Source organism: Neolewinella lacunae (genome assembly GCF_014349155.1).
In the GTDB taxonomy this organism is placed as follows: Bacteria; Bacteroidota; Bacteroidia; order Chitinophagales; family Saprospiraceae; genus Neolewinella; species Neolewinella lacunae.
On sequence record NZ_JACSIT010000048.1, the window covers coordinates 24788 to 48904 of the forward strand.

The following is a 24117-nucleotide window of genomic DNA, read 5'->3' on the forward strand; positions in this document are numbered from 1 at the left end:
GCTCGGTTCAGATCAAGGAGAAAGTTATCGGGTGGCCAGGCCATTGTGTCTAGTGCTCCTGCGCCTAATGGGGTAACGCAATTGGCTGCTAAAGTTCCCTTGGCCGGGATAAATTTCCTTGTCGCCTCATTCCCATTCCCCGTAAAAGTCTGCCAACAGCCGGCCCGCAGGCTTTCCGCCGGGGACGAAGCCGGTGTCGCTTTCTCCGTGGCCTTCGTTGTGGCCCAGGTAGCTTGGCCATTTCCAGATGAACATCCCCCGCAGTTCCGGCGTCTCGTTTGCGGCGGTGAGGAGGGCCCGGTAGCAACGCTCCTGGGCCTGGTAATCCGTCGGCCGGTCGTCCGCCGCAGCGTGGGGATTTTGCCAGGCCCGCGCCACCGAGCGGAAGCCTACCTCGGTCAGCCACAGGGGCTTGTCGGTGGACCGACTGACGGCCGCCGCCATCTGCATCCAGGTACGCGCGCCCTGCAACAGTTCGGCGTCGCTGGGGGCTTCGCTTTCTGATAGGGGATAGTAGGAGTTCAGGCCGATGGCGTCGAGGTCTTCCCAAAAGGTGAAGCCCTCAAATTCCTCTCCCCAGTTGGCAGCGTAGGTGAGTTGCCCGCCGTACACTTTTCGTACGTCCGCAATGATCTTGCGCCACTGTTCCGGGTGCTTTAGGGTGGTTTTGACCAACTCCGTCCCCAGGCAAAGCGCCGTGACGCCTTCCCGCTGGGCCATAAGGGCGTGGTGGAGTATCCAGTAGCGGTAGTTACTGAACCATGCCTCCCATTCTGCCGCACTGCTCAGCTCGACCGAGCCGGGCCAGTTGCCCCCGCCTACCCAGATCTGGGGCTTCAGCAAGGTAAACATATCGCGTGCGTGGGCTTCCCGCAGGGCCATGGCCGTACCAGCGTCGTTTTCGCTCCCCGCACCTTTAGGCAGGTGGAAAGCCGCTGCCTTCGCAGGGTCCCGCTGAAAGGTGTAGGGCACGACCGCAACGGCGTTGGCTCCCAGCTTACGCAAGCTATCCAGCGAAGGCTTCGTCTTGCTGCCACCGTAACCGTGGTGGCCGTTGTAGCCCTCGTGGGCAAAGGTCATTCCCGCCAGCCGCGGTTGCGGCGCACTGAAAGGCACCACCGGCGGCACCGCAATGCTTGCAGCGGGGGCCAACGGCAGCGCGTCCCCCGCGCCAGTCCGGAGTTTGGCCAGGACTTCTTTGGTTTTGCCTGGACTGCCCAGCACCCGCCGCCAGGCCCGGTAGCGTGCCTGCGCATCCGTAATGATGGGGCTCATCACGTCAATATCTTCCACCACCGCCAACTGCAGGGAACCCACCCTTGCCGCTTCTTCCCACACTTCCGCGTGGAGAAAATTGTCGCGCAGGAAGTACTGCAAGGCGGCCACGTAATCCGTCTGCGCCGCCGGGTTCAAGGCCTTACGTTCCCCCTCAGCCATGAATGGCCGCCAGGCGTTCACGCCCGAGGTGAGGGCCATCTCACACAAAAAACTTGGCACGAGGTGGAGAATATGCCGCTCCGCATCGTACTGCACCGGGTCCATGTTGCCGAGGCGGAAACCAATGCGCTCCACACTGGGGTACAGGCGCACTTCGGGATAAACCGAGGCTTCGCCGCCGAGCAGCGAGTCAACGCCCGCCTTGATCCTGGTCATGGCCCGGGCCACCCGGGTTTCGTCTTGTCCGTTGGCCGCGCCGTCGTAGGCGAAAATGCGCAGGCCGTCGGCATCGTACACGGGCTCGGTGGGCGATTGGAGGTGCAACTCGGCACTGCGGTCAAAGGCCCACGTGGTGTCTACGTAGCTGCCCAGCACTTGATCGCCATTGGCGCGGTGGATTTCGTAAGACCAGCCACCCCGCAAAATTCGTCCCCAGTTTTCCATGTATTCCGCCCGGATCACCCCTTGCAGGCGTTCGAGGTCTTGGGCGACGAAAAAGCTGGCCACGGTTTTGCCCCCCGACCACGGGTTGCGGTAGAGCGGCAGCAACAGCACATCGCCCTCCGCCAAAGCCTTGTTTCCGTCAAACTGCCAATCCGGGTCTACCTGCAGCGGCAGTCCTTCGCCGCCAGCGGGAATACGACTGCCGAAGAAGGCCAAAGGACCCGTTCCCAGCGTATCCTGGCTCAGCGTCGCACAATCAACTACCTCGATCCGCCGGCCAAAAGGCTGCGAAGCGGCAATCTCCTCTAGTAAACCCCGCAGTTCCGTAGGGTCCTGGTCATCGCGTACGCAGTAGACGAAGCGCCAGACCGAAGCCCGCATCGCCTGCCGTTGGACCTGCGACCGGGGCAGCTCATCGCCCACGTCTTTTTCCTGGCGGGCCATGCTGCACGCCAGGCACAACACCGTAAATAGAGGAAGCAAAAAGAAGGCGTAAGCAATGTGTCGTTTCATTTGGATTGTATTGTGCTGGGGTGAGTAAGCCCTCCCCGCGCATTCGGATGGAAAGATCGGCAAATTCAGACAATGCCCTGTGCGCGTGCCGACAATTCCGTGTGTATACAACTACCTTAGCCACACTTTTAGCGCAAAACCATCACTTCGCCTGCTTCTTTTACCACTTCGCCGGTGAAAAGGCGGACTTCCACCACGTAGACGTAGACCCCCAGGTTGGGGTCCCGGCCGGGTAAGGTACCGTCCCAGGCCGCCAGGGCATCCTCCGGATCCCGGTCTTCGGCCAGGAAGACGCGGCCTCCCCAGCGGTCGTACACCGCTAGTGTAAGGATGCGCTCTACCGCCGGACCCGGGAAAATCCGGAAGAAGTCGTTGACCCCGTCGCCGTTCGGACTAAAAGCATTGGGAACGTAAAAGAGGTTGTCGCGCAAGACCCGGATCGTGGTTTCATCCGTCGCTACGCAGGCCCGGTCGTCGCTCATCGTCACGTTGACCACGACCGTGGAGACCGGCCGCAGGGTGAGGCTCGGGCAGGCCCGGCAGCTGTCGCCAAGGCTGCTACCCCAGGTCAAACTGACGCCCGCCGGCAGGTTGCTGATCGGCACAACGTTGACCGAATCGCCGAAGCGGATGCTTTGGTCTGCGGGCAAATTGATGAACAAAGGCGCTGCTACCCCCACGCTGAAGGCCAGTTGTTGGGTACAGCCCTGGGCGTCGGTGGCCCAAAGTTCGTAGTTGCCGGGGGCCAGACCCGTGCGGAGGCTGTCCTCGAAAACCGTAGTTCCTCCGTCGAGGCTGTAGCTGTTGCCCAACGTGCCACCGCTGATGCGTAGAATGCCGTCGTTTTCACCGGGGCAAGTCTCCGCTTCCGCCGCAATGCTGATGGGGCGGAAGGTGGCGGAGCTGATCGTCAGGGTCTCGGTGGCGGAACAGCCGTCGTCGGTGGTGACGGTGACGCTGTAGTCGCCGGCGGGCAGTCCAACGATGCTGCTCGTCAAATCCCCGGTGTTCCAGCGCACGACGAACGGACGTCCATTGCTGTTGACCAGGACTTCCCCGGCACCTGCGGCCGCGCCCCCACAATCGGGGTTCAGTTCGCGGGTGCTGATCGTCAGGTTCGCCACTTCGAGCAAAACGCGGTGGGTGCTGTCGCAGCCATTGGCGGCCGTTTGCCGGTCTTCGTAAAGACCCGCCGTCCGCCGAAACTGGCCGAACAAGAAGACGGAATCGCCCTGGCAAATGCGCAGCGTATCCGACCGCAGCGGCGTCTCCAAAATCTCCAGGCGGATGACCACTGTGCTGTCGCAGCCATTGGCCGCGGTAAAGGTCTGACTGTACTCACCCGCTTGGGTCGTGGGGCTGCCAAAAATGTCCACTGCCGTACCCGCGCAGGCTTGTACGGTATCCCGTAGCAGCGTTTCGGGCAGCTCAAAAACGTCTAAAGTGTCGGTTCTTTCACAGCCGTTAACGGTCTGAACAGCAAGGTATTGACCGGCGCTGAATAAAGTGTTTTCGCCAAAGATTACACTGTCTCCCGGACAAAGAAAGGCACTGTCGCGCAGGCCCGTGAGCGGGAAGATACGCACACGGATGCTGTCGGAGCTGATGCAGCCCGGACCGAGGTCGGCCGAGACCAGCAAAAGGGTATCCGCCGTGGGCGCGAAGCGGATTTCGGGGCAGTTCGTGCAGTCGATGAAACTGCTTTGCGACCACTGGTAATTGCTGAATCCACTGAGTTGAAAGCGGAGGGTATCGCCCGGGCAAATGGTGGTGTCGCGGCCGAGATCGATCTCCGTTACGGGGTTGATGGATACCCGCACGGTATCGCGTTGCACGCCGCCGCAGGAGTCGGTCGCCACCACCCAGTAGACACCCGCGTCGTAGGCGGTAAAACGCTTTTCAGTACTGCCATCCACCCACTCGTAGCTGGCAAATCCGTCCTGGGCCAGCAGCGGAATTACGGCGTTGCTGCACAGCACCGTATCGGGGCCGAGCTGGAGATTGGGGCGCGGCCGCAGGTGCAAAGTGAGGGTATCCGAAGCAATGTTCCCACACGAGTCGGTCACCTCCACCCAGTAATCTCCAGGCTGATCGATGGCGATGCTGTCCGTCGTTGCGCCGGTCGACCACAGGTAGGTCACTCCGCTGCGGTTGGTCTGGGCACCCAACAATTCCCCCGGGCAGAGGCGGGCGTCCGGCCCCAGGTCTACCGTCAGGGAATCAAGGCAACAGCAGTCGGTGACCAGGTCGGGGTCTTCACAGTCCACAAAACCGTCGTCGTCGTCATCGATGCCGTTGTCGCAGATTTCTGGTACAGGACAATCCGGTTGGCAAGAGGCAGCGGGATCAAGGAAGAGGGGGAAGTCCCCAAAGGTGGCCGTGTTGCTGAAGAATGCAACACCCAAATCGAGGTCGTTCTGAATAAGTTCCTCTCTACTTCGTGAACCGCTCAGAACTGGAAATATGGTTAAAGTCTCCTGATCAACGGGCTGACAAAATTCTGCTCCCAGCTGGGTAATGGCGTGCCCCACCAGCACCGGCCCTCCGGTAAGCGTGTTGCGCCCTGCGATCAAGACGTGACTTTCGTCGGTCGCCATGCTGCTTTTAGCGGTTTCCGTGGCAGGTCCCCAGTTCTTGTATTCTAGCCCACGTTCAGATATGTTCGTAAAAAGCACATGGGATCGCGTTAATTCGTTGTAGGCTAAGTTGATGGGGCCAGAGTTTGGTGGATACGCAAAGTCGTGCAGGCGGTAATTAAACGCATTTCCAAAAAACGTTATAGTCAATCTTCTTGTATAATCTTCCGTAATGTCAACAAGAAAATTCTGGCCCGCAATTTGAGCAAAAGGTGTTTGCTGCGCTGGATTAGCACCTACAACAAGCACAATGGCATTGGCAGGTCCAATACGATAATTTTCTTCAAGGTGAAGAAATGCCCCTCTATCTTGGGGGATGGTATCATCGCTTAAGGTAAAATCCCACAGCGCCCTACTCCAGCCCACCGAATTATCCGGCCGGATAAGCGTCAGCACCGCCCGTGATTGCTGTGGCTCACGGAGGGTGGTGACGGTATACACATTCCCGTTGCGTGGATCTACCACGGCGTCTGCTATGCCCGTTTCCTCGGATGCGGACAGGGTCAGGAAATTGGTTGCCTTGGGCAAGCCGGTGGTCCGGGCCAGCGGGAAGAGGGCACCGGCGGCGGGTCGGTCTGGGCCTTCGTTGGTCTTTCCCAGTACCAGGAAGTCACCTCCGGGGGAACGTTCCAGGATGGTGGTGGGGTGAAAAACGGGGTTGCTCGTGTAGTTTCGTGCCCACTGCACTTCGCCCGTCCTTGCGTTAATTCGGAAGGCGAGGCCGCCAAATTCGCTGTCGGCAGTCCCGATGATCATCCCGTTGCTGTCCATTTTCAGGTCGGTCACCACCCCGTCGGCGGCGTCCTGGTCAAAGCGGTGTTTCCAGTTGATCGTCCCGTCGCGGTTGATGGAAAGCACGATGGCATTTCCGTTGCTGCTGCCTCCCACAAAGTACTGCCCCAGGGCGGGAACCACCGCTGAAAAGGCCGTCATATCCACTGCGTCGGCTTCCGTGTATTGCAGGAAGAAGGGGGCTCCGCACGGTACGGTGTCGGGTGGTGGGATTGGGCAGGTATCCCGGCAGCTTTCGGGATTCAGCGCTAAAAAGGCGGGCTCAAAGAAAAAGGCTTCGCGCTCCATCTGGAAGGACTGCGTGCCCAGCTGCTGGTCCAGGCTGCGGCCTTGCAACTGACTTTCTTCCAGTTCCAGGGGCCCGCCCTGCGGACATTCTCCCGGCGGATTCCCGGCAGGCCCCAGCCGCAGGAGGGCGGGGACGCTGAAGCCGGGTTCCAGGCTGGTGGGCAGTAAAATGCGGTCTAGATCCACCCGGAGCCGGTCAGCGGGGAAGCGGGTCTGGCCCAGCTGGTTGTCGTAGGCCTGGGCCCAGAGACCGTTACCGTCGCGGTCGGTTTGGATCAGGCACTGCCGCACGGTACTGGTGTTGTTGCCCAGCAGCAGGTAGCCGTTAGGGTGTACCCGCACCCGCTCGGGTGAAAACGCGGCGCTGGGCGTGAGTTGGCGGATCCAGGTGGTGTTGCCGAGGAGGTCCGTTTTCCAGAGGCGGAAGGCTTTGCCGGTTGCTGGGTTGGCCGCCGCGTTGGTTGCCAGCACCACCAGGTCGCCGCCGTCTAAGTCGATGCTGAGCCCTTCGGTAGTGCCGCCGTTGAAGTCGTTAAGCCGCTTGGCCCACTGTACGGTACCCGCAGCATTGAGCGCTACGAGCAGCGGCGAAGACCCCCCGGCTGCCCCGCTGCTGCTGCCGACGGCGTAAAACAAGGCGCTGGTGGGGTCATACACGGCGTCCACCAAGCGGCTTTGGCTGCCGTCGTTGTAGCGCACGTTAATGGCCCCCAGAGCCCCGTCGGCGGTAGCCAACTGGAAAAAGCTTGCACTCGGCTGTCCGGCGGTGATGCTGGCCTGGTCCGTAGCACCCAGCAGAGTGTAGGGCGCGGAAGGCCCCGTATGAAATATGCTGGTAAACCGGGGCCCCACTGCCTGACTGCCCAGGTTTCCACCGTAGGCATTGGCCCAAATGACGCTGCCATCTGCGGGGTCCAGCTGAAAGGCGAAGGCCCGGGGTGATTCGTCGCCACCCGTGAAGCCAATGCCCGCCAGCAGCCCGTTCTGGTCGATGATCATGGAAGTAACGGTGCCATCAAAGCCTGGCGGGTATAACTGGGTCTGCCAGGCACTCGTCCCATCTCCGTTGATGAGCATCACCAGGGGCTGGCCGTACAAGTCGCCGGCAGCAAAAAATCCGCCAGTTGCAGGAACCACGCAATTCAGGTGCCCTTCCGCTTGTCCCCCCGGCTGCTCGTAGGCGTAGGCAAAGGCCTCGCCACAATCGTCGGCACCGCCACCGTCGCAACCCGGGCCCGTGCACGGTGGCTCCCGCACGAAGACGGATCGGCAGTAGTTGTCCCCACACAAGCCGTTGCTCGTTTCCAAACACACGCGGCGTAGTCCGGTAGCGGTAAAAGTGAAGGGATAATCTTCGGCGGTACTGACCTGTGTTCCATCCACCGTCCAGCGGAAGGTGCTCGCGTTGGTACTGGTGTTGCGTAAGGTATCGCCTACGTTGACGTACACGAGCGCCGGGACGTCAAAGCTGGCCGTGACGGGACAAACCACCCGAACCGTCTGCGTAATGGTGGCCGATTGGCAGAGGTTATCGTCGCTTTCCACCACGAGGGTGATGCGGTAGGTGCCGTTGGAATTGAAGGTGAAACTGGCGTTGAAGGTGGTACTGAAGATGGTGTTGCCATTGGTCCAGGTATAGCGGTCTCCGTTGGAACTGAGGTTGGTGAAGTTGATGGTGGTGCCAACGTCGACCGTCACGTCTCCGCCGCTGAAGTTAGCCGTTACGACGGCGGGACAAGGATCCTGGCAACCCCGGCTCTCCAGCAGGCTGCGGCGGATGCCGTCAATAAAAAAGTGCATCCGGTCGCGCTGCCCGGCCGTGAAGGCGGAATAGCAGCGGAAGTGACCATAGTCCATATAGTTGATGAACATGTCGTTTTGGTCGGTCGCGAAGCCGGAGTTGACGTCGGTCGTACAAGAGTTGGCCGTGCCGGTGCAGGGGACGGCGGCCTTGGACTGGTCGGGCGGCGTATCACAAACTGCGTCGCCGTCGCGCGTGCAGTCGTCGTTGGTACAGCCACCATCGAAGGTGTGGCGCAGGCCCAGGTAATGGCCCAGTTCGTGGATCAGCACCCCGGCAGCCGCCTCATCCCCCGCCAGCCACCGGGCTTCCATGACGATGCCATCGATGCCACTGCCGTGCGCACTGGGGTAGTAGGCGTAGCCCGCCACTCCGCAGCCCAGGCCCAAGCCGCAGATTTCCTTGACGACCCAGACGTTGATGTACTCCCGCGTATTCCAGCGGCTGAGGTCCTTTAGGTCCCGATCGTCGTTGGAGTCGAGGTTGGTCAGGGGAGATACTATCCGGTTGATGCCGTTGGTGGGGTTGTTGTCGGGGTCGCGGCGGGCGAGGCAGAACTGGATTTGGGTGTTGACGCCCGTCCCTTGGTCATAATAGCCGACGTTGGCAAAAGCCTCGTTCGCGTAGGCCAGGCCCCGCTCTACGGCGGCGTTGCTGATGTTCTCCGCGCCGTTTTCGTGGACGATGTGAAAAACAATGGGCAGCGTAAAGGGTGGGGGATTGGACTTCCCGGCCGCCCGGCCTTTCTGTGCGTAGGCCGACCAGGCTTGCTCCAGCTTTTTTTCCAGTTGCAGGTAAGCGGGGTAAACCAGGTGCAGGGCCTCGGTTTTTTCGGTGGCCCCGCAATTGAGTACCGGATCCGTGGAAATTGCTTGGGCAAATAACGCATTAGCGTGGAGGAGCAAGGCCAAAGTGGCCAGGCGGAGAAAAGTGTGCATGGGAGAAACAGTTCTTGGGTGGGGCCAAGATACGGGGGCGTGGGGGTTTTGGCGCTGCGCTTTTTTTTGAGCTTCGCTCTATTTTTTTTTACCACTAAGGACACTAAGGACACTAAGGGCACTAAGTCCACTAAGTTTTTTAGGTTGCATCTGGTTGAGGCGTTGTCCGCCGAAGTGAGGTGGGTTTACAGTCGACGTGAAACGTATTCACCTCACTGAGTTACCCTATGCGACTTGTGCTCTCCTTAGTACCTCTTCGTGCACTTAGTGGTTCAAAACCAGAACCGTAAGGTTCCCTCGCCTTGAGTTACCCGACGTAAAGTGTGCCCTCCTTAGTACCTCTTCGTGCACTTAGTGGTTCAAAACCAGAACCGTCAGGTTTCCTCCAAAACCGTGTGGTAGAAAACCAGAACCGTCAGGTTCCCTCCAAAACCGCAAGGTTCCAAAACTACAAGTGAATCACCTCCCCGTAGGCCGCTGCCGCCGCCTCCATCACCGCCTCACTCATGGTGGGGTGGGGGTGGACGGTCTTGATCAGTTCATGGCCGGTGGTTTCGAGCTTGCGGATGGCGACAATTTCGGCAATCATTTCCGTGACGTTGGCACCGATCATGTGGGCACCGAGGAGTTCACCGTACTTGGCGTCGAAGATGAGCTTGACGAAGCCTTCCTTCACCCCCGCTGCACTGGCTTTGCCGGACGCGCTGAAGGGGAATTTGCCGATTTTCAGTTCGTAGCCCGCTGCTTTTGCCGCCTCTTCGGTGTAGCCGACGCTGGCCACCTCGGGCACACAGTAGGTACAGCCGGGAATGTTGTTGTAGTCGATCGGCTCGGGGTGGTGGCCGGCGATGGCCTCCACGCAGGTGATGCCCTCGGCGCTGGCTACGTGGGCGAGGGCCTGGCCTTTGGTCACGTCGCCAATGGCGTAGATGCCGGGCACGTTGGTACGGTACATCTCGTCGGTCTCGATCAAGCCGCGGTCGGTCTTGATGCCAAGGTCCTCCAGACCAATATTTTCGGTATTCGGGGCCACGCCGGCTGCGGAGAGGACGACGTCGCACTCAATGACTTCCTCTTTGCCCGTTTTGCGGTCTTTGGTGGTCACCTTGAGGGTCTTGCCGCTGGTATCGACACTTTCTACGCTGGTGTTGGCCAGCACGTTGATGCCCTTTTTCTTGTAGATCTTGGTGAGTTCTTTACTCACTTCTGCGTCTTCCCGGGGGACGAGGCCGCCGGGCAGGAATTCCACGACGGTCACTTCCGTGCCGATGCTGTGGTAGAAGTAGGCAAATTCAACGCCGATGGCACCGGCTCCGACCACGACCATGCGCTTGGGTTGCTTGGGCAGGGTCATGGCTTCGCGGTAGCCAATGACTTTTTCACCGTCGATGGGCAGATTCGGCAGGGCGCGGGCGCGGGCACCGGTGGCAATGATGATGTGCTCGGCGTCGTAGACGGTGGCCTTGCCACTGCTGGCGGTAACCTCCACTTTCTTGCCGCGGATCAGCTTGCCGCTGCCTTCCAGGACCTCAATTTTGTTCTTCCGCATGAGAAAGCTGACGCCTTTGCTCATGCCGTCGGCGACGCCCCGGCTGCGGGAAATCATCCCCGGAAAGTCCGCTTTGGGCTGCCCCACCTTGATGCCGTAATCCTCGGCGTGCTGGATGTATTCAAACACCTGAGCGCTTTTCAGGAGGGCCTTGGTAGGGATACAACCCCAGTTGAGGCAAATACCCCCCAGGTTTTCACGTTCCACGATGGCCACTTTCATGCCCAACTGGGATGCGCGGATTGCTGCTACGTAACCCCCGGGGCCACTACCGATAACGATAAGATCGTACGCCATTTTATGCTCTGTTTTATTGTTCAGGTGGAAAACCGCCGCAAAGGTAAAAAGGATTCGCGGTTTAAAGAGCCGGAGGTCAATTTCTCAATTTCTCGCCCCTTTCACCTGCTCATACTGCCTACGGACTTCGGGGAAGTCGACCATCTTATCCATGTAGTCCCGGATGGGTTTCGCCAGCAGGCGGCCCAGGGGCGGCATGACGGTAAAAACGGAGTCCCGGCGCAAGTGCGCATTGATCAGGTGGTTGAGACTGTCCGTTTGCTGGGGCAGGTTCGGGACCTTAAGTTCTCCACCGAGGAGGGAGAAAACATCGTCGCCCTGCAAGCGGAAGGGCAGGTTAATGGTCACGTATTCATCCAGGATGCCCAGCTTTTGCGCCAGACTGTCACGCAGGTAATCGTCCCAGGCGATGGGGACGCCAGAGATGCCCGTGTTAAGGGCTACCCCCGTGTTGGCACTGAACTCCGACTTATAAGGGTAGCGGTTCATGCTATCCAACTGATCGAGAAAGGCATCGCGCACGTAGCGCGAAGCAGCGTTGCGAATGCTCAGTAAAACGATCTTCCGGGCGAAGAAACGGCGGTAGAGGGAATCCGCTGTCGTGTCGTTAAACTCCCGGGCTTTGAGCGTCCGCAGCAGGCTGTAGGCACTGTTGATGCCGGAGTTATCGGCGTTACCCGCGTCCAGAAAATGGCCTTTGCCGGTGATGCGGGCGGCCGGACTGGCAATGGGGAAACGGTTGGACAAGAAGGTGGCGTCGGGGTAGGAAATGAAATCCCGGTCGGCATTGCGCGTCAGGTCAATGGTTTCTACCAGCGGGTTTTCGGCGAGGGGCGTGACGGTGCCCAGCAGGCCGTCTTCCGCCCGGGCGGTATTGATGATGAGCAGGGGAAGGTCAGGCTTCTGGGTCCAGGGCCAGTAAAAGGGCTGCTGGCGGATGCGCGCGTATTCGTAGCCGCCGCCCTTTTCACCCACGATGCGGAAGTAGGCGTTGGCCATCGCGTCCATGCGGTCGTCGTAATGGTGGGCTTCCAGGCCGGGCAGGTCGGGCCAGTAGTTGACGGGGAAGCGGCAGAGCAGGCCGGTGAAGTCGCCACTCAGGTAGTTCCCCTGGCCGATGCGTTCGATGTATTCCCGGATGTCTTCCACCGGCAGGTTCTGGGCCTTGAGGTAGTTGTACATCGAAAGGCCGATGGTTCCGCCGCTGGCTCCGCTGAGGGCAAAGACGTGGCCGTCGTAGAGCCCCATTTCATCGAGTTCCAGCAAGTTGAGCATCGTCCAGTAGCAGGCCTTAAGCCCACCGCCGTCGGCGGTGATGAAAATGATGGGCCCTTGCTCCGCAGTGTCGGCGAGGAAATTGCGGGTGTAATCTTCCAAAGTGGGTGGACCCAGTTGGGCGGCCTCCAGGGCTGCGCCGGATTGGTAGCGGATCTCGTGGTAGCTGTTGCCCAGGTAGGCCGTGGCCAGCAGCACTCCGATGATGACCCAACCCCAGACGAGGTTGGCCTGGCTAAGGCCGGGGTCGGCTGGGGTGGGCTTGCCCTGGGCGCGAAGGGACACTTGCCGGTAGTGCTGCCGCAAATTGTAAAGCATCACCAGCCGGTCGGCCAGGATGAAAAAGGCCAGTAATCCATTGATCAGCAGCAGGTAAATATTCAGGGGGTTAATTGCCCCAACCAGGCTTGAAGCTATCGCCCGCTCCTGCGTCAGCGCCCAAATAAAAAAGCAAAATGCAATTAGAAATACTGCCGTCATTAAGGTCAGCATCGACTGGATGGTCAGGTGGTCCAGCCGGTCCATAAAGCCATCGCTGGGGAAGCGTTTTTTGCCATCCTGCCGATTGAAAGTATATCCCTGGTAAAATGGCCGGTAAATACCCAGCCACGCAAAAGATATCACCGAACAAGCCAGAAACCCGAGAAACCAGGCGAAACTCCGGTACCAGGGCGTCGCTTCGGAAACCAGCAAAGTAAGCCGCAAAAAAGCCAGTAGCGCCACCAATAAAATGCCAAAACCGAACCAGAAAGAAAAGCGATCTTTTACGAAATAAACCGCCTCGGATTCCCGACGATAAATTTCTCCCTGCGCATTTCTTTTGTCCACCGCCCGCTCGCGCAACCGCGCCCAGATGCCCAGTTTTGCATCTTCGGCGACGACCACAAACGGGCGCATCACCCGGTTTTCCGGTCGCTGGGCCAGGGTCGTGATGCGGAGGGAATAAATGATGTACGCGAAGGCAAGCAGCCCTACGAAGGGTGCCAGGTAATCGCCCCAACTGCTGGGTTGCGGCTGGTTATCGAAATAAATATGGCTGGCGATGCTGACCAGCGTGAGGATATACAGCAGGGCCAGGACGGCCCGGACCCGGTGAAAAGCCGCCGGGGGATAAGAAATCATGCCGGTTGCCCGCGGCATGAAGTCGGCGGGCGGTTCCCCGGGCAGCAGGCGATCGAGCTGCGGAAAGAGCCGCTTGTGGAGAAATGCCCAGGCCAGCAGCCGGGGCGCCCGGCGGTAGCGCTTGTCGCGGTCGTAAATCCGGTCAATCAGGTCCCAGGTCTTAAAACGGTTGGAAAATTGCTGGTCGGTAAACATCAGGTAATTCGGCGCAAACCAGATTATGACGATGGACACCGGGAAAAGGAAAAGGGAAAAAAGGAGGAAATTGGCCCGCGAGTTCATCAGGTCAATGAACAGCCCGTCGAACTGGTCCATTTTCGTGAAAACAAAAAGAACGATGGCCAAAGACAAAATAGCCGGGTAAAAATATTTCCAGTAGCGCCGGGTAAAATCCCAGATGGGCCCACCAAAATCCTGCAAAAACCGCTGAATTACCAGGCCCATGCCGATAAAAACGCCCGCCAGCCGGCTGGTAATGGCTAGAAAATAAATGACGCGGAAAAGGCTTCCTTCGAGCGGTTTTTCGGGGTATTCGAGCCGTTGGGCGTAGTAGTAAAATAAGGCAACGTTGCTCAGCAGCATGACTACGTAAATGCCCGTAATGATGCGCACGTAGCCCTCAGAACCGGGAGCGACGCGAAAGCTGAAGTAGCGCGTATCCACCCAGGTGGGATCATCTGGCGAAGGTTGGATGTAGCTGCCGTGACAAAGCCGGAAAGTATACCACAGGAAAATGGTCAGCACGATTACGAATGCCAGACTGAGGTAAAAACTGATGCCGCCGAGTTCGACAATCCGTGGAATGGCCCAGGCGGAGAGCTCATCCAGCAGATCGAGGTAAGAAGTAATTAAGGGGGAAACGGCGGGAGGGTTGCTCACGAAAAACAGCAGCAGGGTGGCCGCCAGCAGCACGCCATAAATCCAGCCTCGGCGGCCTTCGCCGGGAGACATCCACCACCTGACGAGTTCGCGCGTCGGCGGCGGCGCGGCCGTCTTCCGCGCGGAAGTTTCTGCCAATTCAGGCTGGACGGGATAGCTTTGGTACGTTTGGATGGGTGTGTTTTTCTGCATCGGGTGGGTGTGCTGTTCGCGTAAATCAGGTGGCAAGATACTTTTTTTCGGTGGTGTTTTGGGCCTTGGTGTTGGGCGCGGCCGCAGGTGCCATGACGGGTGAAGGAGAAAGGAGGTCAAGGCCTATCTTTGTGTCCCCTTCCTATCTCATCCTTCCTCCCTATGCGATTCGTCCCTCCCGTTTTCTTTTTGCTCCTGTTGCAAGGCCTGCTGCTGGCTTGTAACGATGCTCCCCCCGTTGTCCATACCAAGCTGGAGAAGCCCCGCGCTCCCTACCGCGTTTCGGCCATGGACGGCGACGCCCTCAACGTCATCATCGAAATCCCGGCCGGCACCAACCACAAGATTGAATACGACAGCGAAACGGGCTTTTCCAACGATACCCTGGAAGGGGGAATCACGCGGGTCATCAACTTTTTGCCTTATCCGGGGAACTACGGCTTCGTACCTTCTACCTTGATGGACCGGGCCCAGGGCGGCGACGGGGACCCGCTCGACGTACTGGTCATCTGCGAAAGCCTCGCCACCGGCAGCAGAATTGCCGTCAAACCCATCGCCACCCTCCTGTTGCTGGATCGCGGGGAGATCGATACCAAAATCATTGCCGTACCCGCCGACACGAACCTGCGGGTGTTCAAGGTCGATAACTTTCTCGACTTTGCCCTGGAAAACGACGCCGCCAAATCCATCATCGAATCCTGGTTCCTCAACTATAAAGGACCGCGCGTCACCGAGCTGCTCCGCTGGGAAGACGAGATGTACGCCTGGCGGGAAGTCAGGAAGTGGACGCTGCCCGATCCCGACGCCGAACAAAGTGTCCCCCAATAGGTAGAAAAGTTTCAAATTTTACTTTTCTGCATACCTTTTCCTAAACCAATTGCGTTAAGTAGGGGCTAAAAACCACCGTTTGCTAAACGGATTTCGCAAAAAGTTGTTAAAACTTCAGCACTTTAGGCAAAAAGTTGATGCTAAATGGAACTTTAAGCAGTTTTGGCCTTTAATTTGTGCTGAGAATATGGTCAGAAAGCCCGGTCTTCCCCCCGGGATCCAATTATAATCCCTTCTATACGCATGAAATACGTTCTCTCCTTGATCGCCTTTGGCGTCCTTTCCACCGCGAGCGCCCAGAATTTCGAGTGGAATACCAAGTCTGCCGCTGCGCATCCTAACGAGGTGCAGCCAGGTAGCGTTGTACCCAATTCCTACGATCAGGCGTACAACCAACGGCAAATGGGGCTGGCGGGGATGTACAATCCCGGTGCCCACGGCAGTCGCACGGCCTACGGGGAAACGTACAGCAACCGCGAACTGACCGCCAGCCACGGCTTGCTGCCGCTGGGTACGATGATCCGGGTAACCAACCTGGAGAACAACCAGGCCGTAACCGTACGCGTGAACGACCGGGGCCAGGAATGTGCCGACTGTCTGGTGATGCTCTCCCAGGCCGCCGCTACGCAGTTGGGCATCAACTACCGGGCGCGCGTCAGTGTGGAGCGCATCGGCTTTAGTAACTGGAATCCCGCTCCGGCGGCGGCCGTAGTTCCGGGGCCGGCAGACTACAACCACCCGCAGACCTACGCCTACACGCCCGCGCAGGGTGGGGTAGTGCGGCCGGTAACGGTTGATGGCCAAACCTACGGCTGGGATGCCCGCGGTGGCGACATCATCGTGACGCCCCCGACTTACGGCTCGGTACCCTCAACGCCCACAAACTACGCCACCCTGAATGCGCCAGCCAATACGCGCAACTCAGTGATGTCCCGCGAAGTGACTCCTTCCGGTCGTTCGGGTGAACCCCTGACCTACAGCCGCTACCCCGGCACGGTTACGCCGCAGGCCACCAACGTCGCTCCGCCGGTCTACCAGCCGGTAAGCCAGCCCCAGGCCTACGGTACTTACCCCTCTATGTCCACGGAAGGGCAGCAACCCGCTTACCAGCCGGTTCCCCGCAGCACGTCTCCTGGTCAGGTCGCTCCGCCCGCCCCGACGGTACAGCGCTACCAGTCGCCTCAAGTGGTGGCTACGCCGCAGAGCTACGGTACGCCCGCGCCCGCGACCTACCAGATGGCGAAGTCGGTGGAGCCCGTAGCTTACGCTGCGCCCACTGTCCAGGCCGCTTCACCCGTTGCTGGCTACGTAGTGCAGATCGGCGCTTACAACAACGAACTTTACGCGAAGAACCGCGTAACCCAGTTGGCCGCCGCTGGCCTCAACAACGTCTTTTACCTGTCCTCGAACAAGGCTGACGGACAGGTCATCAACCGCGTGTACGTGGGCACTTTCTCCTCCATGGCGGAAGCCCAAACGGCAGCCAACGACATCCGCAATACCCACCAGATTGCGGGCATCGTGACGCGGATGTAAGCAGCAAAAGATTGAATGAAAAAGCGGACCTCGCCTGGGTGGTGGGGTCCGCTTTTTGTTTTTTGGGTGGAGGAGGTCTATCCACCACCCCGGGATTTCGGATGCTTTGCATTTTTTGGTGGAGTAGGTTCCTCCTCCACCCCCGGATTTCGGATGCTACGCATCCTGCATCCGGGGTTATTAAGGTTCGACCCCTACGGGGTCTGGCGGGCTGGTGATGGGTCTTGGTAGGGCTTGGCGTTTTTGTCCAATCTTTGCTACTTCGCACTTCCCCGGCACCTGCGGCCGCGCCCATTAGCCCATGCGATTGCGCTTAACGAGGTAATTTTGGAGGACGGTGCGGAAGCCGTCGTTGATGTCGGCCTCAACGTAATCGATTTTGTACTGGAGGCATTTGAGGCGCAGGCGTTCCTTGTAGGCGCGGACCTGCTCGACGTAGTACTGTTTGACCTGGTTGGGCTGGAGTTTGACGCGTTCGCCGGATTCCATATCGATGAACTCGTAGGGGCGATTATCGAAGGCGAAGTCGATTTCCTTGGCCTTATCGACGGTGTGGAAGAGGATGACTTCGTGCTTGGCGTGGCGCAGGTGCTGGAGGGCGGCGAAGAGGTCGTCTTCCCGCTCGGTGTCGTCGAACATATCACTGAAGAGCATCACCAGGGAGCGGCGGTGGATGCTGTCGGCGATCTGGTGCAGGGACGCTGCGGCGCTGGTTTTGCGGTCGCGCGTGGGGTTCTCGATCAGGTTCTGGAGGTAAGTCAGCAACAGGCGGTAGTGGGTCGTGCTCGACTTGGGGCGCGTGTGCAGGCCGACGGACTCATCGAAAAAGCTGAGGCCGAACGCGTCGCGCTGCCGCATGAGGAGGTTCATCAGGCTGGCGGCAGCGAGGGCCGAGAAGCGGATTTTGTTGACGTGTTCCTCGGAGGTTTTGGTGACTTCGGGAAAGTACATCGAGGAGCTCGTGTCGATGACGATCTGGCAGCGGAGGTTGGTTTCTTCCTCGTAGCGCTTGGTGTACATCTTATCGGTGCGGGCGAAAACCTTCCAGTCGATGTTGCGGGTGGGTTCGCCCTGGTTGTAGATACGGTGCTCGGCAAACTCTACGCTGAAGCCGTGGAAGGGGCTTTTGTGGAGGCCGATGATGAAGCCTTCGACCACCTGGCGGGCGAGCAATTCAAAGTTTCCGAGATTCCTTACCTGTTCGTTGTCAATTAACTGCATCTGTATTTTTTGGGGTAGCCACCGTCCAACCATCGGTGGCGGCGGTGCGTTCGTCGAGTATAACGGATGCTAAAGTACGCATCGTACTAACTTCACCCCTATGTTAGGAAAAGTAAAACAGTGGCTGGGCATTGAGGGCGTCAAACTTGAACTGGTTTTGCCGCCGGATTTCGATCTCCGACAGGGTTCGCTGGCGGGCATGGTGCGCTTCCGCAGTAAAAACACCCAGACCGTTACGGCCATCAAACTGGCCATCATCGAAAAATATTCCCGGGGCCGCGACGCCGAAGCGCTGGTGGACGAGTACGAGCTGGGCACGCAGGTGATCCGGCAAACGATCGAGGTGCCCGCAGACGGAGAGCCCATCGAGGTGCCCTTCCTGGTGCAGTTTGCTCCGATGACTTCGGCGATCGAAGATTTTGGCAACCGGAACGTATTATTTAAAGGTCTGGCCTGGGTGGCGAAGAAGACGCGGAATGCGGTTTCGGAGTACCGGATTGAGGCGGAGGCGCAGGTGAAAGGGGTGGGGCTGAATCCTTTTGATAAGAAGATTTTGGGGTAAGGGGTTTAGCCCAGGGAGTTTTTTTGCCCATGGAGTTGCATGGAGTTAGGCATGGAGTTTTGGGTCGGATCCGAACCTCTGGTCCGGTAGGCGGTCTTTTTTAGCCCATAGAGTTGCATGGAGTTTTGCTTCGCAGTATTTCATGCTGGCATGGAGTTGCATGGAGTTTTGCGGTGGAGACGTTTCACGTCGACTGTCCACCTCTCCAGGGTAGCTTACTTTGAATATGGGTAGCCACTTTCTGCCACGTAGAACGTCTTAACCTCTGGATTTGAGCTGGCTGCGATGTAGAGCGTCTTGACCTCAGGGTTTGACAATGCTGCGACGTAGAACGTCTTGGCCTCACGGTTTGATAATGCTGCGACGTAGAACGTCTTGGCCTCACGGTTTGATAATGCTGCGACGTAGAACGTCATGACCTCAGGGCTTGACAATGCTGCGACGTAGAACGTCTTGGCCTCACGGCTTGACAATGCTGCGACGTAGAACGTCTTGACCTCAGGGCTCAACCAAGGCGTTAAGGAAAATTTAAACCCACAATAATTTGCGTGAAACGGGAAAAAAAACCGATTTTAGGGGGCCAAATAAAACCTTGAACCATGAAGTACTTCTACCTGTGCATTGCCCTTGCCCTGACCGTTTCTTCCTGTACGCCCTTGCGGGTGGTCCGGTTGGAACCCGAAGAAACGCCCAGTGCTTATTCCTACGGGGACAAAATTTTGCAACGCTACGCGGGCGACGTGGGGGTGGCCGTGAGCTACTACGACGCAACGCCGCAGTTCCTGGTTTTTAACCTGACGGTGGAGAATACGGGAGATGAAGCTTTTGATTTTAGTCCGGAGGGCTGTTTGCTGGTGCCCGATGTGGGGCCAGTTTCCCGCGCCATCAACCCTGAGGAACAATTACTGTCCATGGACATAGATAATATGGAAAGGCTTCGCAACGGCCGGGCGTGGGCGTGGATTGGGGCAGCCGTTGTGGTGGCTGGTACGGTGGCGGCCGTAACGGTTGACGCGCCCGCTTTGGACAATGGAGTGGCGTCGGTAGGGAGCTCTTTCGCACAGGACCTGGCCATCAATACCGCGAGTGCTTTGGCCTTTGGGATTGCGGAGGGGACGGATGTGCGGGATTACCGCATGCATTATTTGCCGGCGGCGGGAGAGATACCGGTCCCGGAAAACCGCTATTTCTGGCTGGACCACTCCTTGCGGATCACGACGATTGAGCCGGGGCAGAAGGCTTTTGGTAAGATTGTGTTTCCACGCAACGATGAGGCGAGTAAGTTTTTGTTGCGGGTGGAAGCGAAAGGGGAGGAGTTTGAGTTTCCTTTTAGCCAGCGGGTGTTTCGGTAGGGTTTAGCCCATGGAGTTGCATGGAGTTGGGCATGGAGTTGCTTGGAGTAGACGTTTTACGTCGAGTGTTCGCCTCTGGGGGGAAGCTTGCTTGGAATAAGATTAGACGCTTTCTTCGGCGAAAGGCGCCTTGGTCTCTAGGCTTGACCTTGCTGCGGGGGAGAGCGCCTTGGCCTCACGTTTTTTTGTGCTCCCCTTTGCACATTCCCCGGCTATTAAATACCTTGACCACCGATGAGGCCGTTTACCCAGCTAAAGGAAAGGATCTAAATGAAACAAATATTAATCATTGCTTTTTCAATGTGGGCTTGCACAGCGTTTGGACAAGCAAGATATCAGGAATATTATGATAGTTTGTTTTTAAAAGGAAGTACAACCATTTATGACTACAAAAACAAAAAATGGATTTTCACAGACGAACAGGATGCTGCGTTAGGCACATTGCCAGCATCAACTTTTAAAATCCCAAATTCACTTTTAGCACTTGAATACAAAGCTGTCAAAGACGAAAATGAAGTGTTTACATGGGATGGTGTCTCTAAAATGCACTTAGGGACAGTCGTAAATGCCTGGAATAAGGATACTGACTTGAAAACGGCTTTTAAAAATTCCACCGTTTGGTTTTATGTGGAAATTGCCAGAAGGATTGGTAGAAATAGGTATAAAAAAATATTGAAAAAATGTAATTATGGAGATGGCAACTTACAAGAAAACGGAATTGACTTTTGGAACTATGGAGCGTTAGAAGTTTCACCAAAAAATCAAATAGAATTTCTAATCAAACTGTATGAAGCCAAATTGCCATTCTCAAAACCAACTATTGATAAAGTGAAGGAGATAATGATTTCAGAAAGAACAGAAACACATACTTACAGGGATAAGACAGGTTGGACAAGAAAGAATCAACAAGATATCGGTTGGTGGGTAGGTTACGTAGAGACTGATGCGAATGTATACTTTTTTGCCACCCGATTGATAAAAGATCAGAATGATAACAATCCGAATTTTATAAAAGGTAGGAAAGAATTAACAAAATTAATTCTACATGACCTTGAAGGAGGAGTAAAATAACGAATAGCCAATAATGGGTATGCGATAATGGCTCGATTTTTCGCCATTGTGCATACACTCGACGTTGCTTTCTCTGAGAAATAGATAAATAAAACATCGCAGCCTAGAACGAAAATGGAAGAAATAAAAATTGGAAATCACCTCCAAGTTGATTCGAGCGGTGTTCTTTTAGCCCGTATATTAGCATGGAGTTTATTGAGGTCGAGACGTTTCACGTCGACTGTAATTCTCTGTTGGGATGCTTCCTTATAAAGTGGTTAGATGCTTTCTGCGACGTGAACTGCCATGACCTCACGCACCTACATTACTGCGGCGTAAAACGCCTTGACCTCACAAACAACCTTACATATCCAAATGGAACAAGACCACGACAAACGTCCAGCGGCCAATAAACGCCCGAGCCCTTTTGCGCAAACCTATTTCCACGGCACGCGCGCGGATTTGCGGGTTGGGGAACTCATTCGGCCGGGCTACCACTCGAATTACGGACAGCGGAAGCAGGCCAAATACGTTTTTCTCTCCGCCACTTTGGATGCGGCCATCTGGGGTGCGGAGCTCGCTTACGGGGAAGGTCGGCAGCGGATATACCTGGTAGAACCCACTGGCACCCTGGAAGACGATCCTGACCTGACGGACAAAAAGTTTCCGGGGAATCCGTCGCAATCCTACCGGTCTACCGATCCTTTTCGGGTCGTTGGGGAGGTAATGGCGTGGCAGGGGCACCCGGAAGAGCAGGTGGCGGGGATGAAAGTTCACCTTGCACAGCTGAAGGCGGAGGGGATTGATTCGTTGAATGGATGAGGGGGGGGCATATTTTTTTGGTGCATGCTTGGATATTTGGGGGGGGAGTAAATACCTTGGCTGGTGGTGGGGGGACTTGCCGATTGCCGGAAGGGATTTAAACTTTGCCCGAAACTTGTTTTGACAGATTGGGGGCAGCGAAAAGCAACCCTCCATACCCTGTACCAATGTTTTTCTACCCACTTACTTGAACGTGGTACCACGTATGTTATTTGATTACAGTTGTGCATGCTGAGTACTTGAATAGGATTCTTGCGGCGGCCGGAAATATATCCGAAGTTGAATCAGTAAGACAAGAGTGGAGCAGTGTAAAGGCAAATTTGAGTAATAATCTTGCTTCTGCTATTGTTGATGGAACTATTGAATTAGCTATTAGTTCAACCACATATTGGAATGAGAAAAACGGGTTTGATTCTACTGCTAAAATTTCTCCACAAGCGGCAGCGGATGTAGGTGGATTTGTAATTGGAGCTGGTATTGCAGCAGTAAATGCGCATAATAACGGCGGAATACAAGGTGAAGATGTGAACGGCATCATTATGGGTGGACTAGGCGGTGCTCTTGCAGGATCGTTGGGTGCAGCTGGAAAAGTTGGTCGTTGGTTATCATCTTTGTTTTAGAACTTAAGGAAATTAAGTTGACTAGAAAATTTTATTTTACTAGAATATGTTTAATAAAATTACTAGATCTCACTAGGCTATTTACTTTACTCTTAAAGCCAACTGGTCTAGTTGTTAAAAAGCATGTCTTCCACTTAACCATCGAAAAGTGTTGCTTTGTTTTGATAGACTTAATTATTTATCTACTATGGAAAACAAACAAAACTTAAGTAATTTGTGCCTGAGCATCTTTTTGATGTCTACTTTTTTCTTTGCTCTACGATATATTATTATCGTTAAAAGCTATAGTTTAGAATCATTTTCAATCGAAGTTATTGTTTTCTCAATAATAAATAGTGCCTTATTAACATTACTTCTCTGGAAATTATTTCCAGAACGATACAATATAAAATAAAGTTTTAAAAATCTACTAGTCGTAATTAATAAAAAATCAAGAATATTTTAACAACCTAGGAAATGTGATTTTTCATAATTCTGAAATTTCATTGTCATTAATGGCGTGAGTTTTTTCTTGGTGAACTTGATAGCCTGTGCGTTCCAGCACATCTGTTACGGCTTTGAAGAATTCATCAATCTTTTGCGGCAGGAGAAGTGACTCTCAGGTAATCACTTCACATAATTAACAAGATGCTGAGCATCAATCTTTCCTTCCCCGAAGCTGGTCAGCGCTCTGCCCGTAACAGGGGCGTAGGAACCGTAAGCGTTTAGTTATTGACGCTAGGTTGGTCACTGAATTGACATACAGTCAGCGGACAGTGCAGCATCTTCTCGGCGAGAACCGCAATGTACCACCCAAAGTATCAACAGTGTCGTGCGGGCACCGGTGCAAGTGTGGGCGTTTTTATTTACCTTTATGGTCTAGATAAAAGTATGGGACAAGCTTTGTGACATTTGACAGCTTCTTAGGAAATTCATTTTTAAAAGAGTATAGTTCACATATGATTTTTATTTTAACAAAATTATGATGAGGAGATTTATCCCGCCCTATGTTAAAGTAAGGCTGAACTTATTAAAGAGCAAAGTGCATGACGTCTTAAAAGGGCATTACTTCTATTATGCAAAAGCAAGGAAATATAACCATGATTTAATAAATGTCTTGTCATTGGAGCAGGAATTAAAGCCAAACGAGGCAAAAATAACGAATTTATTGGTAGCGATAAAGAGAATAGAATCTATTCAGATAAATCCAAATGAGATATTTTCTTTTTGGCACGTTGTAGGAGAGCCATCGCAGAAGAAGGGGTTTGTAAAGAGCCGTTCTTTGATTAGGGGAAAAGTGGAGGATTCTGTAGGAGGCGGTCTTTGTCAGTTGTCCGGGCTAATTTATTATTTGAGCTTGTATGCATCTCTTGAGATTATTGAAAGGCATAGCTACTCAATAGATATTTATACGGATGAAACCCGGTTTGCGCCCTTGGGGTCTGATGCTACTGTTGCTTTTGGTTATAAAGATTTAAAGATTAGAAACAACTTGAATGGCCCAATTAGGTTCAAGTTTGAGCTACTTGAGAACGAAATAATAGTGAGTTTGATGCACGCAAGTGTTATACAATGGTCCGCTACGGTTTGAGGCAACACTTTAGCAAAGTATGCATATAAAGAGGGCAAGCCCTATCTTGTTGGTTCCTTACACCGTACAGATATGACTTGCCCAACGAAGATCGAAATCCTCGTCGCCTCAATTTTGCAAAAACTTCCTGGTATTTCCGCATGGCGCTACCGCTTTTTGCTCCATCTTTTCGTTTTGTGGCCCTCAATGATTGGCCGACGGAACTTTGTCAACCTAGGTCGTCAAGGCGAATATTCTGAGTTCACTTACCGTAAGCACTTTGGTAAACGCATGGATTGGCTGGGCTTCAACAGAGAGTTGAGCGAGCCGTTTTTAGGCCCCAACCGTATCATTGCTCTCGACCCCTCATACCTGAGTAAGAGTGGCAAGCATACTGCTGGAGTCGGTTATTTT

14 protein-coding genes and 1 pseudogene are annotated in these 24117 nt (G+C 55.5%); 9 read left to right on the forward strand and 6 right to left on the reverse strand.

Annotated features, from left to right (window positions below; all coding sequences use genetic code 11):
- Window positions 1-126: 126 nt before the first annotated feature.
- The 4 genes from H9S92_RS02345 to H9S92_RS02360 form a co-directional block, all read right to left on the reverse strand.
- Entirely contained in the window at window positions 127-2394 is a 2268-nt protein-coding gene (locus H9S92_RS02345; RefSeq protein ID WP_187465121.1) for a glycoside hydrolase family 113, read from the reverse strand.
- Between the two features lie 128 nt (window positions 2395-2522).
- Entirely contained in the window at window positions 2523-8849 is a 6327-nt protein-coding gene (locus H9S92_RS02350) for a M43 family zinc metalloprotease (protein ID WP_187465122.1), read from the reverse strand.
- 448 nt (window positions 8850-9297) lie between these two features.
- Window positions 9298-10695, reverse strand: a complete 1398-nt coding sequence (gene lpdA, locus H9S92_RS02355) for a dihydrolipoyl dehydrogenase (RefSeq protein ID WP_187465123.1) — start codon at window positions 10693-10695, stop codon at window positions 9298-9300.
- An 84-nt stretch (window positions 10696-10779) separates the two neighbouring features.
- Window positions 10780-14199: a patatin-like phospholipase domain-containing protein gene (locus H9S92_RS02360; protein WP_187465124.1), complete on the reverse strand. Its 3420-nt coding sequence runs from the start codon at window positions 14197-14199 to the stop codon at window positions 10780-10782.
- Window positions 14200-14325: 126 nt separating this feature from the next.
- On the opposite strand from H9S92_RS02360, the gene H9S92_RS02365 reads away from it, so the two are divergent.
- Both H9S92_RS02365 and H9S92_RS02370 read left to right on the forward strand, forming a co-directional pair.
- Window positions 14326-14991, forward strand: coding sequence for an inorganic diphosphatase (locus H9S92_RS02365; RefSeq protein ID WP_187465125.1), 666 nt, complete (start codon window positions 14326-14328; stop codon window positions 14989-14991).
- A 243-nt stretch (window positions 14992-15234) separates the two neighbouring features.
- Window positions 15235-16527, forward strand: a complete 1293-nt coding sequence (locus tag H9S92_RS02370; RefSeq protein WP_187465126.1) for a septal ring lytic transglycosylase RlpA family protein — start codon at window positions 15235-15237, stop codon at window positions 16525-16527.
- Between the two features lie 294 nt (window positions 16528-16821).
- Here the strand turns inward: H9S92_RS02370 and H9S92_RS02375 are convergent, their stop codons facing one another.
- The gene (locus H9S92_RS02375; protein ID WP_187465127.1) at window positions 16822-17748 is read right to left on the reverse strand and encodes a DUF58 domain-containing protein; all 927 of its coding nucleotides are present in this window, start codon (window positions 17746-17748) and stop codon (window positions 16822-16824) included.
- Between the two features lie 100 nt (window positions 17749-17848).
- On the opposite strand from H9S92_RS02375, the gene H9S92_RS02380 reads away from it, so the two are divergent.
- Entirely contained in the window at window positions 17849-18310 is a 462-nt protein-coding gene (locus H9S92_RS02380; protein ID WP_187465128.1) for a hypothetical protein, read from the forward strand.
- A gap of 215 nt (window positions 18311-18525) precedes the next feature.
- On the opposite strand, the gene H9S92_RS02385 is transcribed toward H9S92_RS02380, so the two are convergent.
- A complete protein-coding gene (locus H9S92_RS02385; protein WP_187465129.1) occupies window positions 18526-18819 on the reverse strand; it encodes a hypothetical protein in 294 nt (97 codons plus the stop codon).
- 90 nt (window positions 18820-18909) lie between these two features.
- Between H9S92_RS02385 and H9S92_RS02390 the strand changes: the two genes are divergently transcribed.
- The 6 genes and pseudogenes from H9S92_RS02390 to H9S92_RS02415 form a co-directional block, all read left to right on the forward strand.
- Entirely contained in the window at window positions 18910-19662 is a 753-nt protein-coding gene (locus tag H9S92_RS02390; RefSeq protein WP_187465130.1) for a hypothetical protein, read from the forward strand.
- 270 nt (window positions 19663-19932) lie between these two features.
- Window positions 19933-20733, forward strand: a complete 801-nt coding sequence (locus H9S92_RS02395) for a class D beta-lactamase (RefSeq protein ID WP_187465131.1) — start codon at window positions 19933-19935, stop codon at window positions 20731-20733.
- 354 nt (window positions 20734-21087) lie between these two features.
- Window positions 21088-21534, forward strand: coding sequence for an NAD(+)--rifampin ADP-ribosyltransferase (gene arr / locus H9S92_RS02400; RefSeq protein ID WP_187465132.1), 447 nt, complete (start codon window positions 21088-21090; stop codon window positions 21532-21534).
- A 239-nt stretch (window positions 21535-21773) separates the two neighbouring features.
- Window positions 21774-22154, forward strand: coding sequence for a hypothetical protein (locus H9S92_RS02405; protein WP_222935945.1), 381 nt, complete (start codon window positions 21774-21776; stop codon window positions 22152-22154).
- A 961-nt stretch (window positions 22155-23115) separates the two neighbouring features.
- Window positions 23116-23724, forward strand: coding sequence for a VanW family protein (locus H9S92_RS02410; RefSeq protein ID WP_222935946.1), 609 nt, complete (start codon window positions 23116-23118; stop codon window positions 23722-23724).
- 72 nt (window positions 23725-23796) lie between these two features.
- A pseudogene (locus H9S92_RS02415) lies at window positions 23797-24117 on the forward strand (transposase); the annotation flags it as partial.